Raw genomic sequence first — 13,658 nt, forward strand, 5'->3', positions numbered from 1 at the left:
ATTGTAAGGAGGTAATGATGACTCATTCCGCGTTGAACACACCTCCGGTCCATGATGCGATCGCCGAGATGGTGCGTCGCATTGTGTCCCAGTTTCACCCGGACAAGATCATCCTCTTTGGCTCGCACGCGCGCGGCCAGGCTGGGCCGGACAGTGATGTGGACCTCTTGATTGTCATGCCGGTGGAGGGGTCCAAACGGCGGAAGGCGACCGAAATCGACGGGGCTCTTGCCGATCGAACAATCCCCCTGGACCTCATTGTCGTGACTCCGAACGAGTTTGAGCGGGCCCGTGACCAAATCGGCTCGGTCTTACGACCTGCGGCGATCGAAGGGCGTGTGCTGTATGACCGAGCCGCGTGATGTGGCCCGACAGGTTCGGCAGTGGATCGAGAAGGCGGAGCACGATCTGCGCAACGCGGAACACACCCTCACCATTCGTGACGAGGAGTGCCCGTTCGATACGGTGTGTTTTCATGCCCAGCAATGCGTGGAGAAGTACCTGAAGGGTTGGCTCACATTCAAACGCCTCGATGCCCCACGATCCCATGACCTCGTCGTCTTGCTCAACCTGGCGATCTCAGCCGGGTTGGGCGGACACAATCCACAAGATGTGCAGCCACTCAATCGCTACACCATCGAAGCGCGTTATCCAGGCGATTGGGATCCGATTGATCGGCCCGAGGCAGAGCAGGCCGTCGCCACGGCTCGGCGTGTCCGAGAGTCTATACGGGTATTGTTGCCGCGAGAAGTCCTTCAAGGAGAAAACTGATGGTGTTGGACCCTTGGTACAAAGTCGCGATGCCGCGTCCCGAAGTCCGGGAAGGGCGGTCGTTCAATCCCGACGAATTCGCCATTGCCCTCGAACAGGTCGTGGCCGGCACGGCTCCCAAAGACTATAAAGACCCCGTTCAATTCTTCAATCGGACCTGTTTCACCCGCGCCCTCCAAGAACATGCCGGGATGGTGCTTCAGCGTTTATCTGGAAAGACCGAGAACGCCGCTCCAGTTCTCACCCTCGTCACCCAATTCGGTGGTGGAAAAACGCACACGCTTGCCTCTCTGTACCACCTCTTGGAACACAGTAAGAAAGTCGTCGTTCATGACGGTGTCAAAGATCTGGTGAAACAAGTGGGGCTATCAGATATCCCAAAGGCAAAAGTGGCGGTCTTTGTCGGGAATGCCTGGGACCCACGAGAAGGCCGTGAGACTCCCTGGATTGATCTCGCTCGGCAGTTAGCCGGCGATGCTGGCGTGGCTGCACTTGGACCCGCTGCCAAGACGACGCCTCCTGGCACAGAAACCATCGGTCGTGTGATTGATGCCGCCGGAGGGAGCGCCCTCATTCTGTTCGATGAGGTGCTGAACTTCCTGAATCGCCATCGCACGATGGCAGAGCCCTTTCATGCTTTCATCCAGAATCTGACGGTGGTCATGACCGGCACCCCACGAAGTGCCGCGATGATCAGCTTGCCTCGTAGCCAGGTTGAAATGACCCAGTGGGATCAGGACTGGCAGGACAAGATCACGAAAGTCGTCAAGCGAGTGGCGAAGGATCTCATCGCGAATGATGAGACGGAGATCAGCGAAGTCGTACGGCGGCGTCTGTTTGAGGATCTAGGGCCTGAGAAAGTCCGGAAGGCCGTTGCCAAGGTCTATGCCGACTGGTGTTTTGAACGGCGAGCGCAGTTGCCTTCTGAATGGACCGCAGTCGATACCGCGACTACGGATGCCAAGTCTCGCGACTTTCTTCGCAGTCGATTTGAAGCTTGCTATCCGTTCCATCCGGCCACGCTGTCCGTCTTCCAGCGCAAGTGGCAGGCGCTGCCCCAGTATCAACAAACTCGAGGCACCCTCGCCATGCTGGCGCAATGGATCTCATGGGCCTATCGAGATGCCTATCAACGTGCCAGGCGCGAGCCGCTCATTACCCTGGGATCGGCTCCCTTGGAAGTGTCTGAGTTTCGTGGTGTGATTCTTGGACAATTGGGCGAGTCGCGATTGCTTGGCGCCATTCAAGCCGATCTCACAGATGAGCATAGCCATGCTCGTGCACTCGATGTCGATACCAAAGGCCCCCTTCGGGATATCCATCGTCGAGTGGGCGCGGCGATTCTCTTTGAGTCTTCCGGTGGGCAAGGAGATAAGGCAGCCCATCTGCCAGAGATTCGCTTTGCGTTGGGCGAACCTGAGATTGAGACCACGTCAATCGATAATGCGGCCGTGGCCTTCGAGTCGAAGGGTTATTTCATCAGAAAGGTCGGTCAGGACGGATTCCGGTTTGGTTTCAAACCCACGCTCAAGAAGGTGGTCAGCGATAAGCGCGCCTCCCTAGATGACGACGAGGTGCAGAAAGCCGGTTTGATGGTGGTCAGGAGAGAATTTGAGCGTGGTGCGACCTTGCCGATTGTGACGTTTCCAGAAGACGGCACGGCTATCCAGGATACTCCTCGCTTGACCCTCGTAATTCTCGATCCCGAATCTGAATGGCGTGGCAACGGCACTCTTCGAAGCACCATCGCCGCATGGACCAAGCAGCGCGGGAAATCGCCCAGGCTGTATCCAGGGTCCCTGATTTGGTGCGTCCGGAAGCCAGGCCGTGATCTGAAAGATAAGCTGGAGATGTGGCTGGCCTGGAAACGTGTGGAAAAGGATCTTACGGACGGCACTCTTGCGGGCGAGTTCGAACGGGCGGACCGGTTCGAGGTGGGAAGCAAGGTTCACGATTCGGAAGAACTCGCCAGAGATGAAGTGTGGGCGAGCTATCGCTATGTGGTACTGGCGGATAACAAGGAACAAGACGGCTTGAAAGTCATTGACCTAGGGGCCGGCCATGCGAGCAATTCCGAAACGCTCTGCGGAAGAGTGCTGACGGCTTTGAAGTCTCAAGCCCTGCTCAACGAATCCCCTGGTGCGAGTTATCTCGAAAGAAAATGGCCCCAGGCCTTCAAGGAGTCCGGCTCGTGGCCACTCGTTAGCCTCCGTCAGGCATTTCTCAATGGCTCAATGGAGCGGTTAATCGATCCCGATGCATATCTGCGTCGCTGCATTCCAGACTTTGTCACGCGCGGAGATTTCGGTCTCGCTTCAGGTCAACAGCCTGGCGGCACCTATACGCGGCTCTGGTTTGAAGAGATGCTGCCGACGGATGAAGTTGCCTTTGATGCCGATGTCTACTTGGTCCTGAGGTCAAGAGCTAAGGCACTCAAGACAAGAGCCCAGACGCCTCCTGATGTTGGGGAACAGCCTCTTCCCTCTGAACTGCAGCCGACTACTCCTCAACCAGAGGCACCCAGCATGACGGCCATTGCTACTAAGAGGACGCTGCACATTACTGGTTCAATTCCTCCGGAGGTCTGGAATCGTCTGGGAACCAAGCTTCTCCCTAAGTTACGCAGTGGCTCCGACCTTCGCCTTGGTTTGGACTTTACAGTAGACTTTGATTCCGATCAGATAGGCTCATTTCAGGCCGAACTCCGCCAGGTGCTCCAGGATCTTAATCTCTCGCAGGCGGTGCACATCGAGCTCAGCTAGCGTGTAATCGAAGGAGGTCCAACACCATGGCTCTGGTACGGTGCAGTTCGTGCGGTATTAAGCCTCCGGGGCGAGGAGGCTAGAAACGCACCTATGCTCGTAGCGTGCTGCCTGTAGGACATCCAAACAGTGGCGTAATCTGCGGCAGCCCGTCTTGCAACCAGCCTGGATTGATCTGGTCAGAAAAAGATGACGTGCTGACGGGGAATGATGACGATGTGTTTGTCGTCGGTCATGGAAATATGTTTGCCTTCTCGAAGGAGATAGAAGCCCACGCGTTTGAGGGCTCTCACGACGCGTTCATGAGAGACCTGCGGCAGCTTGGTCATGCGCCGACTTCGACGGTCCGCAACTTCTTGAGGCGTTTCAGATCTTCGATGCTGGCGAGGTAAGTCTTGATGGCGTCCTTGATATTCTCCAAGGCTTCTTCTTCCGTCTCGCCTTGTGAGACGCATCCTTTGAGAGTCGGACAGTACACCACGTACCCTCCGGCTTCAGAATCTTGTTCCAGAACGATAGGATATTCCATATATGCCTCGTAAGTCTGACGATTGGGAAGAATTATAACAGAGTACGGGAGCCAACCTCGAATCCGCTCGAACAATTCCCCCTGGAATCAACGACATTGCCGTGATTGTGTCGTGGAATGTTCACCATATGGTCAATGTGGAACGGAAGCGTAAGATAAACAGCGTGAACTTGCGAGAAGGGTTTAGCGTCCAGTAGAAGATTTCATGAGACTGTCGGCCTGAGGCGGCAGGAATCCTTGGTAACCTCGGTGGCGTTCAGCCAACTCCAAGACGGAGAACGGTTGCCCATCGACGGTTTCCGGCGCCGAAAAGATTTGCCTGAGCGGCCCACCCGCAGCTCCGACGATCTTGCCGGCGAACACTACACCCTTTTGCTGCAGCCGAGCGACGGCCTGTTCGATCTCTTCCACCCGAACGGCCACATGGTGAAAGACCTTGTCACCGAATGTATCGACCCAGCCGGGAATGATGCTGGTCTTACCTCGTGCATCGGGATAGGCTTGGTCTACGAATAGGGCAGGGTAGCCGGTCTTGCGGTAGACCTTCGCGTACCAATCGTCGTACTGCAGGGTTTCATCATAGGTATAGCCCAGCTTGACGAATGGCTCAGCTCCACGGTCGATATCGAGCGTTCGAATCGTGACATGATCAATGACCGGCGAAAAGCCTACGCCGGTCTCGTCAAGCATTGTCTTCAGAGCTCCTGCCGCCCGGTTACGAGCGATATAGGCCGCCACCATCCTTTCCATGAGATCATCGAGTTCATGAGCCTGATCCATTGGTCGCACCTCGTTCAAGATCCGAACTTAATCCCTTGCGCCAGTGGTAATTCTGTTCCCCAGTTGACCGTGTTGGTCTGACGGCGCATATAGGCTTTCCAGGAATCAGACCCTGCTTCGCGGCCTCCTCCTGTGTCCTTCTCCCCTCCGAACGCTCCGCCGATCTCGGCTCCAGAGGTTCCAATATTGATGTTCGCAATCCCGCAATCGCTTCCGGCAACCGACAGAAACCTCTCGCTGTGGCGCACATCGTTCGAAAACATCGCCGACGAGAGTCCCTGGGGAACGTCGTTCTGTATCTGAATGGCCTCGTCGATGGTCTGGAAGGTCATGACATACAGAATAGGGGCGAAGGTCTCACGCTGCACGATGGGCCATTGGTTTTGTGCCCTGATGATCGTCGGTTCAACAAAATACCCGGGCCGATTCAACACATGTCCGCCGAAGAGAACCTCCCCTCCTTCCTTCTTGATTTCATCGAGCGCGGCACGATAGCCCTCCACGGCCACATGGTCGATGAGCGGCCCCAGGAGCACGTCTTTTTCCAGCGGATTGCCGATCTGCACTTGGGCATAGGCCTTCACGAGCCTGCCGACCAATTCCTCGTAGCGTGACTCGTGAACGATCAAACGTCTCGTTGTCGTGCATCGCTGCCCGGCGGTTCCGACGGCTCCGAATAGGATAGCGCGCAGGGCGAGGTCCAAATCGGCAGTCTGATCGACGATGACGGCATTGTTGCCGCTGAGTTCCAGGAGGGTTCGGCCCAATCGTTGTCCGACTAAAGAAGCGACTCGTCGACCGACCGGCACCGACCCGGTAAACGAGATCAGCGGCAAACGTTCATCCTGCACCATCTGCTCGGCAAGAGCCGGCTGGTCGGCAATGAACAGCGAAAAAATGCCCGAATAGCCCTGTTGCTGCATCACGCGATTACAAATTTGCTGCACCGCGACGGCACAGAGCGGGGCCTTGGGCGAGGGTTTCCAGATGACCGTATCGCCGGCAATCGCGGCCACAAACGCATTCCAGGCCCACACGGCAACAGGAAAATTAAACGCGGTGATGACGCCGACCGGTCCTAACGGATGCCACTGTTCACTCATCCGGTGGGCCGACCGCTCGGACTGCATCGTGACGCCGTAGAGCATCCGCGACTGGCCGACGGCGAAATCCGCCATATCGATCATCTCTTGCACTTCCCCATCGCCTTCGGCCTTGATCTTGCCGACTTCCAGCGAAACCAGCGTCCCCAATTGGTCCTTCTTTTCGCGGAGGGCTTGGCCGATCAGTCGGACGATCTCGCCACGCTTCGGTGCCGGTACCACTCGCCAGGTGCGGAAAGCCTCAAGCGATTCTTTCACGATTCGCTGATAGTCCGCTAAAGAACACGGATACACTCCGGCTATCTGCTCGCCTGTTGAGGGATTGATCGACGACAGGAGGGACCCATCATTACGACCGGACCACCAGCTATTGCCGGTACTTCCGCCGGAATTCACGGCTTGGATGCCCAGGTCTCTCAGCGCACTGTGTATTGTGCTCATCGGAAGCAGGCTCCAAAATCATTGTCCAAGAAATCTTTCAACAATACGGATTCCTGAGTGACGAATCCATGGTACGCCGATGGATGGGTCAACACAAGATCCATGACGCAGCAGGCACTGGATGCGGTCGTCACTTGGATCGCCGACCAGAGTTTGCCCTTGATGCACTGCGGATACACTTTCTTCACATAATTTTCCTCAAAGAACCCATCTTCGTTTCTTCCCGTGACCGAGGCATAGATCAAGACGACGTCCTGGAGGGTTTGGGGAACGGCATGTTCCAGTATTCGCTTCAGGGTCTCTCGGTCTTCATTGAGTTTGAGGTCCTTCATCAACAGGTGGATCTTTTCGCAGTGGCCGGGATAACGGAGAGTTTTATAGTTCATCGTTCGAACTTTACCGACATAACTGTCGGCCAAGGTACCCAATCCACCAGAGGTGTTGAACGCTTCGTACAGCAGCCCATCCAGCTCGATCGTTTCGTAGCCTTCGAGCGGTTGCAGCTGGACTTTCTCACCTGCTTCTATGCCGTAACACACATTGCCGTATTCATTAATGAGTCCATCAGTGGACCAGGTGAGCGAGTACTTGAGGGCATTACTCGGATGGACGGGCAGCGCGCCCACCCGCATCTTGACCGTATCCAGCGTTTCAAAGTGGGTCATCAGTTCGTGCGCCACGATACTGATGAAACCAGGTGCGAGACCACATTGCGGCACAAAGGCATGCGGGGCACCAGCGCTCAAAACCTTGATTTGGTTCGTCACTTCGACATCCTCCGTCAGGTCGAAGTAGTGCAGATTATGGGTCAAAGCCAGTCCGGCGACGGTCGGATTACAGAAATAGGGAAGGCTCGAGAGAACGGCGTCGAATTGATGAACTGAGAGATAGGTCCCGACTGCATCCGGATGCCGTACATCCAGCAGACATGGGGTGACCCGTTCCAAACCGAGATCTTCGACCAGATGCTTCGGCGCATCCAAGGTCATGTCGCCCAGATGAACCTCGTACCGGCCATGTTGATTGAGCAGGCAGGCAATCAGAGATCCGATCTTGCCGGCACCGAGGACGAGCACACGATTCATCATGACGCATTATACTCTACCCTGGAATTCTGACACTCGCTTTGAGAAATGGTGCGCCCGACAGACCGAGTCGTCACTGTTGATCGAGAGCATCGACGACATACTGCAGACGGTTGGTCGGTTCCGTTGTCGTCTGACTGTACCGGCAAGGAGGAATATCGGCCTGCAGTCTTCGTAAGAGCGTCGCCATCTTCATCGTGCCGGGCACTTCGCAGATCCAGACATGCATGCCGGATTCCAGCTCATCAAAATGACGCAGGACGCGAAACCCTGGCTGCTCCATAAAGTAGGCGGAGAGAAAACCGTTCACAGCCGTCACGACCCAGGGATGTTCCTTGATATAGCGGTAACTCAGCCGCAGTTCCGTCATCGAGACTTGCTCTTCAGACTCCATCGCCGCACTCTATCAATTCGGACTATGACCCCGCCACTACCTCAATGGAATGTCTGTGTGTTATTGAGCTTGACCGGAAGGTGCAGCGGGTGGTGAAGCGAGCGACCCACCGAACTGAGCGGATCGAAAGGATTCGTGCCACGACAACAATTGCCAGATGCCGTTGCGACGTTCGAGAACCCCGGTTTCCCGCATCGGGAGCACGGTCCGTTTCAATGCAGGTCCATCGGCAACATAGCGGATATAATCAAGTTCCATCGCATACCAGGCCACGTCTCCCTTGGTCCACACCGTAAGTTCATGAATCGGAATCTCGATCTTCTGAGAATTGACGAATTCGTCTCGCATTCCCTTCTCAAGCTCCGTCCAGCCGATGTACTTACGTCCGGCGACCGCGTAACTGATGATATCGTCATCGTGTGCCATCAGTCGTGAAAGCGTCGGGAGGTCTTTTTCGGCGTTGGCGCGCACCATCCGGCGGATGGCCGACTCTGGATCATCTGAGGGCTCGGACGCGATTGTGGCGGTCGGGACAGTCATGAACAGAGTCAGACCACACCAGGCAAACAGTCTGAGACAGGTCATGGAGAACTCTCTTTCATCAACAAACTCAAGTTCCCGCCCTGTAGGTCATCAATCACGGGAATGAAGGAAGAATCAAATCAACGTTCCCATCGATACCCGACGAGAAACGGCATGACCGTCAACACGCCGAGCGCGCCGATGGGAATCGTTCCAACAGCAGCGTCTTGACTGGTGACGTACCCCTCGAACGACAGACTCTGAAGGGCTTGTATGACTGTCCACTCCGAGATCAGCATGAGGCAGAGGGCCACAAGTCCAACACCGAGGCGAATGCCGGGCAGGGGAGGCAAGGTGAATCGGTCTACCACCCACCGCGCCCCGATCATGGTGGCGAGAAGCACGTTCGGAATCTCCAGTATCTCGGCAAGTTTCTCGCCGACATGCAGAGCCACCACTTGTAGGCGAATGACCTCCAGAACAAACTCCGCTCCGACCGAGACCAGGAAATAGATGGTGCCGGCCTTCAGCACCTGCACAAGACCATGCGGTCTCTCGCTACCGGGTGTGTGATCCGGCACGGGACTCACAGGATATGTCGCATCGCTGAGTGGGGAGTCAACTCGGCGCCTCCTTATGTAGACCAAATGTAGACCAAGGGATAGCCGATTATTTTTGGTAGGTCAGTCTAGCGGAAAATCACGGACAGATCTATGGCCTGAAGAATGTGGAACGGCGAGGGAGCCTCATGGCCTGACAACCCTGAGACCCCACCATCCTGGGGGCGTAGAAGGAATGACGACTGATAACATTCCGCGCTCTCTACGAGGCGTTGGGAGGCAAGTTGATCAAAGACGGTTTCACGAACCAGCAGGACCTTGATGCATACGTGAAGCATCAACACCTCGTCCTGCCGGTCGTCGATCAACAAGGGCAGCGAGCGTTCAGTACAAGATGGAAGGGAGAAAGGAACCGGCAGGCTTCTGATACAGTCCGAGGCTCATGAGCGTCATGGGTTGGACGACCCGCAGGCCATGACTCAGGCACCATTGGAACAATTCCGTGTTTCGGGTCGGCAGCAAGAATCCTGGTCCGGTAAAGGCCGGCGCAGCTCCGATCAGAGCCTTGAGTTCTTCGTTCGTTCGACCGACTGCATGTCCAAAGAAACCAAGCCCCGTGGCATAGCCGGTAATCCGACCACCGTGCTCCACAACCGTCGCTGTCCCATCGACAACCGCATGGGTGACCTCACCACGCCGATCGTGACCATGCACCATGCGACAGACGGCATTGCACGCCTCCAGGTCGTCCAGGCTCGCTTGACGGACTCGATAGCCGGATAGCTCCAGCTTGAGAGGTGGGCCCTGCAGAGTGGAAAGCGACTCGCGCGCTTGAAATCCCAGCTTGGTGTACAGAGACAGTGAACGGTTATGATAGGCGGCCTGGACAAGCCGAACACCGACCTGATGCCGATTCTCGGCTCGGTCCAAGACCGACCGCATCAACCGGCGTCCCAGTGAGGCGTTCTGTGCCGCTGGAGGGACTGTGATCGGACCGACACCCGCAATCACATCACCTTCCCAGAGAAAATTACTGCGCACGATTTGGCCGTCGCATTCCCCTACGACCGAGAAAATGTCTGACCGTCCCAGGATCATCGTGTACAATCCGATCGCGATCTCGACGGAGGGAAAGTCTGGTGGAAAGCTATGTTGCTCGGCAATCGCCTTGAATGCCTCGTAGCCGATCCTTCCGCAGGCCGGGGCGTCAGCAGCAGTGCCAGATCTGAATGTCACGTGCATGGGTCTGGCTATGAACGGGGACAAGCTCGTAGGCCGGTCAAAAGTGACATCGCGCGATTCGAGCGATCCATTTGCATGGACAGCATAGTTCCTCTGTTATCACAGCGGCAACCGGGGTTTCAATGGATGTGCAACCGGGTGATTGGCCGATTTTCATGCGTTTGCCAGTGATCTCGTAGAGATTCTCGCCCAAAAAACATTCTCGACCATTTTGTTATGATCTTTGCTCTTCTTATTGGGTGCGGCGGCGACTGGTTTTGCGTGCGCGGTGATGCACAGTACAAGATCCAACCCTCCTTCTATCGAAATCCGAGCGAGGTCATCGTTGGGAGGGCAATCTGGCCAGTCACGTTAGTTTTTCAACAGCCTGCTATAGATGGTCTTCCAATCCGTGCATCAGCTCATGAACGAGCCGGCCTGTTCTCTCATGGGCTCGTAGTGTGCATCCTGTGTTGTAAGGAGTGTTTCGAGGCTCTTTCCTTGACTTCATTCCAAAGCAGGGCCAGCTGGCCCTCTTGAAATAAACCTGGGATCAACACCGACATAACGGCACTCCCATAGGCGTTACGAGCAGGCATAGGGTGAGTGTCATCACCGAGCACATCGGATAATTCGCTCCACAGGTCGAGGTAGTAGTCTTTCCTGTGATCAAAACTCTTGAGGATGGGGATGAAGGTTTCCGTGATGACCAGCCGGGCATCCTTCGAGAGGGGCTGAAGCCAGCCTTCGCGGAGACCCACTTCCCGATAGATCCGAGGGATCAGGACATCTTTCAGCCCAATGCCGTCGATTCCAAGGACCTGGCAGACCTCCGAGAGGATATCCTCGTCATACTTGTTCAGATAATAAATGGTCTGTCTGGGAAAACTCTCGGCTGGAAGCACCAGCGAGTCGGCATGGTGCTGCAACCGAGCGAGCTTCTCCTGCATCGTGCCGGTTGAAGGAAGTCCGAGATCCTGCAGCCATTCGGAGAGTTCCTTGGACATAGAAAAATTGAGATAGCAGTCAATGAGTCTTGCCCTCAGCTCCTTGTTCTCCGGAGATAAAACCGCCATCGGTCCGCTATGCTCGTCTGCTTGATCGAGCCTTCCTGAAACGGCTTCCTCGAATCTCATCTCGTCCGATGCCTTCACCTTGGCGCCACAGAAAGGACAGAACTGAGCTTTCAGCGGGAGCGCGGCATCACAATGTGTGCAATCCATGACGACCTCCCACGCAGGGCCGGAAAACTTGTTCCGCGACTCTGCTCGATTTATCCCAACACCCAGATAGCCGTTCCGGACAGATCCCGCAATAACCGATCGGTGATGCTGCTACTAAAGAGTCGCTTGGTGCCAGTCGTTTCATGACGTGCGACGACGATGGTGCCATAGGCTCCGGATTTTGCCTCGTCGATAATCGTGTCGGCAATATCGCGCTCGTGTCCGAACTTGAGTGTGACGTGATCGATGGGGAACCCGGTCTGCCCCAGTCGTTCTAGTGCTTTGAGCAGGATGGGATATTCGACAGCTCCCTCCATCCGTACCCACTCCTCCTGATCTTTGCGTAACTGCGTTCCCAGACTGTTCTCGACCTTCGGATTCTCGGAGCCGCCGTGCTCCATCAACTCACGAGGCATCGGTTTCAGCACGTGAAGCAGCGTCACGTTCACATCGCAGGTGTCCCGGAGCAACGAACCCACGTAATGCATCGCATGAAGCGATTGATCCGAATCATCCACGGCCACGAGGATTTTCTTGGGGAACGTTCCGATCGTGTGGGCCTGCTGTCCTGCCGAAGGCAATGCATCTGGTTTGGTTATCGTAGCCATGATGTTCACCATCTCTCAGGGTGACGAAGGTCTATGTTTCTCGCCGCACCTCCCCCCTTCTTTCGCGAAAGGATTCTGCGTCAGGCGCTTCGGAGGCAAGACGACCGGTTGGTGTAGAAGAGGCCCGTCTCGTGGGTTGTGATCAGACTCCTGATCGGAAGACTATCGTGATGCTCCTTGAAGATCTCGTGACAAGCGACCGACCAGAAGCCCGCTCTCACATCGGCGGGCCACTGTGAACTGGTGGACTGAGCGGTTCCATTGCGCCCCTCCTTGTGGAACGATTGGCCGACGACATCTGGCACATGGAACAGACTTCAGCCTATTCCCATAAAGGAAGTAAGTCAACGCTCGGATCCGGCCATGTCAAGCCAATTTAGAAATGTCCTCTTCTTCCCACCAGTAGAAATATCCGGTTTCTGTTCCGGCCGCCGCCGGGTGTGGTCCTCGTTCCTGCCGCCAGCGCTTGCGCCACGGAGGGGCCGGTTTCGGCGTGACCGGGCGGTGGGAGCGGGGGCGTGGTGCGGCCTTCGCCACCGTCACCGACCGCGCGGCGATCGCGTGAAAGTCGAGCGCCCGTCCGAACTAACTCTGGGGTTCCTCCCCGGCCAGCTGCTCCGCCACCGTGGGCGCAGCCGGTGACTGGTAGGTCGTAGGCTTGTCCGCAGAGACAGCCAGCGGAATCCCATAGCGCTGGAAGCTGTCCATGGCTGGGATCGTCCCTTCATAGTCATAGAACCGGGCATACACTCGACTGGAGGCATCATCGATGTACGCCATCAAGACGCACGCCGGGCCGCGCCCCTCCAACCAGTCATGGTGCGACCCATCGAGTTAGACCAACTCGCCGACATGGGCCTTCCGCGCGCGCCAGGCCCGATGCGGCCGCTTGCGTCGCCGGAAGTGCGTCACGCCCTTGGCGTGCAGCCAGCACCGTAGGGGTTCGTCGCTGACGGAGAGCCCATGCCGCTCAGCCAATTTCTCCGCCGCCAACGTTGGCCCCAAATCACCATACCGCTCCTCATAGAGCTTCAAGACTTTCGCCTTCCTCTTCTCAGAAATCCGCCGGTTCGATGGCTTCCCCCGCCCCCGATGGACCAGCCCCGGTCACCTTCCTGCTCCACTCGCCGCAGGAGGCGCCGGATCTGACGATCCGTCAGCCTCAGGAGCTCCCCCGCCTTCTCCTGGGTGATCGGCTTCTCCATCGCTTGGCGAATGACGTGCACCCGCCGTAGTTCTTTCCCGCTCATCAGGACCCTGTCCTTCTCTCTGACCATCCCGCCCTCCTTGTGAGAGCGGCCAGTCTACCAATGCAGAGGACCTTTCTACTGTGGTCAAACCGGACATTATCATGTTGGGATTACATATTACTGACCTATGAGTAACAGTCGTGGCGCAGAACTGATGGCGGAGGCATGCGCCGCCAGCCCGGCGAACGGGAAACCGATATTGCTTCTTCATCTTTCATCTGAGGCTATTTTTGGTGACAACGTGCATGGGAGGAAGTACACAGAAGAAGCTGAGCAACAAACTAACAAATCCGACTTTCACCACATTCAATTGCGACGCAGTTCAGAATTGACAACTCAAGGCATTGATGATCAAGATGTTTCTTGACCTGGTTTTTGAGATGCACTGGCTACTGCGGAATCCGGGTTC

At 56.2% G+C, this 13,658-nt stretch carries 18 protein-coding genes; 4 read left to right on the top strand and 14 right to left on the bottom strand.

The window, feature by feature from the left end; genetic code table 11:
* Positions 1-14: 14 nt before the first annotated feature.
* The 3 genes from P0120_11580 to P0120_11590 are packed head-to-tail and all read left to right on the top strand — an operon-like array spanning position 15 to position 3,533.
* Entirely contained in the window at positions 15-362 is a 348-nt protein-coding gene (locus P0120_11580; protein MDF0674958.1) for a nucleotidyltransferase domain-containing protein, read from the top strand.
* Complete coding sequence (locus P0120_11585) at positions 346-771, top strand: HEPN domain-containing protein (protein ID MDF0674959.1); 426 nt, start codon at positions 346-348, stop codon at positions 769-771. The genes P0120_11580 and P0120_11585 overlap by 17 nt, the downstream gene beginning before the upstream one ends.
* Complete coding sequence (locus P0120_11590) at positions 771-3,533, top strand: DUF499 domain-containing protein (GenBank protein ID MDF0674960.1); 2,763 nt, start codon at positions 771-773, stop codon at positions 3,531-3,533. Before P0120_11585 ends, P0120_11590 begins: the two co-directional genes overlap by 1 nt.
* Before the next feature lie 179 nt (positions 3,534-3,712).
* On the opposite strand, the gene P0120_11595 is transcribed toward P0120_11590, so the two are convergent.
* The 14 genes from P0120_11595 to P0120_11660 form a co-directional block, all read right to left on the bottom strand.
* Positions 3,713-3,862, bottom strand: coding sequence for a hypothetical protein (locus P0120_11595; protein MDF0674961.1), 150 nt, complete (start codon positions 3,860-3,862; stop codon positions 3,713-3,715).
* Entirely contained in the window at positions 3,859-4,062 is a 204-nt protein-coding gene (locus tag P0120_11600; protein ID MDF0674962.1) for a type II toxin-antitoxin system HicB family antitoxin, read from the bottom strand. The genes P0120_11595 and P0120_11600 overlap by 4 nt, the downstream gene beginning before the upstream one ends.
* Before the next feature lie 183 nt (positions 4,063-4,245).
* Complete coding sequence (locus P0120_11605; GenBank protein MDF0674963.1) at positions 4,246-4,842, bottom strand: hypothetical protein; 597 nt, start codon at positions 4,840-4,842, stop codon at positions 4,246-4,248.
* 14 nt (positions 4,843-4,856) lie between these two features.
* On the bottom strand, positions 4,857-6,386 hold the full coding sequence (locus P0120_11610) for an aldehyde dehydrogenase family protein (protein MDF0674964.1): 1,530 nt from the start codon (positions 6,384-6,386) through the stop codon (positions 4,857-4,859).
* Entirely contained in the window at positions 6,383-7,474 is a 1,092-nt protein-coding gene (locus P0120_11615) for a saccharopine dehydrogenase C-terminal domain-containing protein (protein MDF0674965.1), read from the bottom strand. The genes P0120_11610 and P0120_11615 overlap by 4 nt, the downstream gene beginning before the upstream one ends.
* Before the next feature lie 70 nt (positions 7,475-7,544).
* Positions 7,545-7,865, bottom strand: a complete 321-nt coding sequence (locus tag P0120_11620) for a hypothetical protein (GenBank protein MDF0674966.1) — start codon at positions 7,863-7,865, stop codon at positions 7,545-7,547.
* A gap of 60 nt (positions 7,866-7,925) precedes the next feature.
* A complete protein-coding gene (locus tag P0120_11625; protein MDF0674967.1) occupies positions 7,926-8,450 on the bottom strand; it encodes a nuclear transport factor 2 family protein in 525 nt (174 codons plus the stop codon).
* A gap of 77 nt (positions 8,451-8,527) precedes the next feature.
* Positions 8,528-8,968 carry a hypothetical protein gene (locus P0120_11630; GenBank protein ID MDF0674968.1) on the bottom strand — a complete coding sequence of 147 codons (441 nt, stop codon included), beginning with the start codon at positions 8,966-8,968 and terminating at the stop codon, positions 8,528-8,530.
* A gap of 363 nt (positions 8,969-9,331) precedes the next feature.
* Complete coding sequence (locus P0120_11635; protein MDF0674969.1) at positions 9,332-10,183, bottom strand: GNAT family N-acetyltransferase; 852 nt, start codon at positions 10,181-10,183, stop codon at positions 9,332-9,334.
* A gap of 431 nt (positions 10,184-10,614) precedes the next feature.
* On the bottom strand, positions 10,615-11,391 hold the full coding sequence (locus tag P0120_11640; GenBank protein MDF0674970.1) for a hypothetical protein: 777 nt from the start codon (positions 11,389-11,391) through the stop codon (positions 10,615-10,617).
* Positions 11,392-11,441: 50 nt separating this feature from the next.
* Positions 11,442-11,999 carry a universal stress protein gene (locus P0120_11645; protein ID MDF0674971.1) on the bottom strand — a complete coding sequence of 186 codons (558 nt, stop codon included), beginning with the start codon at positions 11,997-11,999 and terminating at the stop codon, positions 11,442-11,444.
* A gap of 585 nt (positions 12,000-12,584) precedes the next feature.
* Positions 12,585-12,779 carry a hypothetical protein gene (locus P0120_11650; protein ID MDF0674972.1) on the bottom strand — a complete coding sequence of 65 codons (195 nt, stop codon included), beginning with the start codon at positions 12,777-12,779 and terminating at the stop codon, positions 12,585-12,587.
* Between the two features lie 54 nt (positions 12,780-12,833).
* Positions 12,834-13,034, bottom strand: coding sequence for a hypothetical protein (locus P0120_11655; protein MDF0674973.1), 201 nt, complete (start codon positions 13,032-13,034; stop codon positions 12,834-12,836).
* Positions 13,031-13,276, bottom strand: a complete 246-nt coding sequence (locus P0120_11660; GenBank protein ID MDF0674974.1) for a hypothetical protein — start codon at positions 13,274-13,276, stop codon at positions 13,031-13,033. Before P0120_11660 ends, P0120_11655 begins: the two co-directional genes overlap by 4 nt.
* A 100-nt stretch (positions 13,277-13,376) precedes the next feature.
* Between P0120_11660 and P0120_11665 the strand changes: the two genes are divergently transcribed.
* On the top strand, positions 13,377-13,616 hold the full coding sequence (locus P0120_11665; GenBank protein ID MDF0674975.1) for a hypothetical protein: 240 nt from the start codon (positions 13,377-13,379) through the stop codon (positions 13,614-13,616).
* The last annotated feature ends 42 nt before the right edge of the window (positions 13,617-13,658 follow it).

The organism is Nitrospira sp., from assembly GCA_029194675.1.
Lineage (GTDB): Bacteria > Nitrospirota > Nitrospiria > Nitrospirales > Nitrospiraceae > Nitrospira_D.

What these genes read in the sequence shown, in the direction of transcription:
- P0120_11665 (MDF0674975.1), top strand. Translation starts at nt 13,377, where the DNA reads ATGAGTAACAGTCGTGGCGCAGAACTGATGGCGGAGGCATGCGCCGCC.
- P0120_11645 (MDF0674971.1), bottom strand. Translation starts at nt 11,999, where the DNA reads ATGGCTACGATAACCAAACCAGATGCATTGCCTTCGGCAGGACAGCAG.
- P0120_11650 (MDF0674972.1), bottom strand. Translation starts at nt 12,779, where the DNA reads ATGGCGTACATCGATGATGCCTCCAGTCGAGTGTATGCCCGGTTCTAT.
- P0120_11605 (MDF0674963.1), bottom strand. Translation starts at nt 4,842, where the DNA reads ATGGATCAGGCTCATGAACTCGATGATCTCATGGAAAGGATGGTGGCG.
- P0120_11580 (MDF0674958.1), top strand. Translation starts at nt 15, where the DNA reads ATGATGACTCATTCCGCGTTGAACACACCTCCGGTCCATGATGCGATC.
- P0120_11595 (MDF0674961.1), bottom strand. Translation starts at nt 3,862, where the DNA reads ATGACCAAGCTGCCGCAGGTCTCTCATGAACGCGTCGTGAGAGCCCTC.
- P0120_11640 (MDF0674970.1), bottom strand. Translation starts at nt 11,391, where the DNA reads ATGGATTGCACACATTGTGATGCCGCGCTCCCGCTGAAAGCTCAGTTC.
- P0120_11600 (MDF0674962.1), bottom strand. Translation starts at nt 4,062, where the DNA reads ATGGAATATCCTATCGTTCTGGAACAAGATTCTGAAGCCGGAGGGTAC.
- P0120_11625 (MDF0674967.1), bottom strand. Translation starts at nt 8,450, where the DNA reads ATGACCTGTCTCAGACTGTTTGCCTGGTGTGGTCTGACTCTGTTCATG.
- P0120_11615 (MDF0674965.1), bottom strand. Translation starts at nt 7,474, where the DNA reads ATGATGAATCGTGTGCTCGTCCTCGGTGCCGGCAAGATCGGATCTCTG.
- P0120_11660 (MDF0674974.1), bottom strand. Translation starts at nt 13,276, where the DNA reads ATGGTCAGAGAGAAGGACAGGGTCCTGATGAGCGGGAAAGAACTACGG.
- P0120_11585 (MDF0674959.1), top strand. Translation starts at nt 346, where the DNA reads ATGACCGAGCCGCGTGATGTGGCCCGACAGGTTCGGCAGTGGATCGAG.
- P0120_11610 (MDF0674964.1), bottom strand. Translation starts at nt 6,386, where the DNA reads ATGAGCACAATACACAGTGCGCTGAGAGACCTGGGCATCCAAGCCGTG.
- P0120_11590 (MDF0674960.1), top strand. Translation starts at nt 771, where the DNA reads ATGGTGTTGGACCCTTGGTACAAAGTCGCGATGCCGCGTCCCGAAGTC.
- P0120_11620 (MDF0674966.1), bottom strand. Translation starts at nt 7,865, where the DNA reads ATGGAGTCTGAAGAGCAAGTCTCGATGACGGAACTGCGGCTGAGTTAC.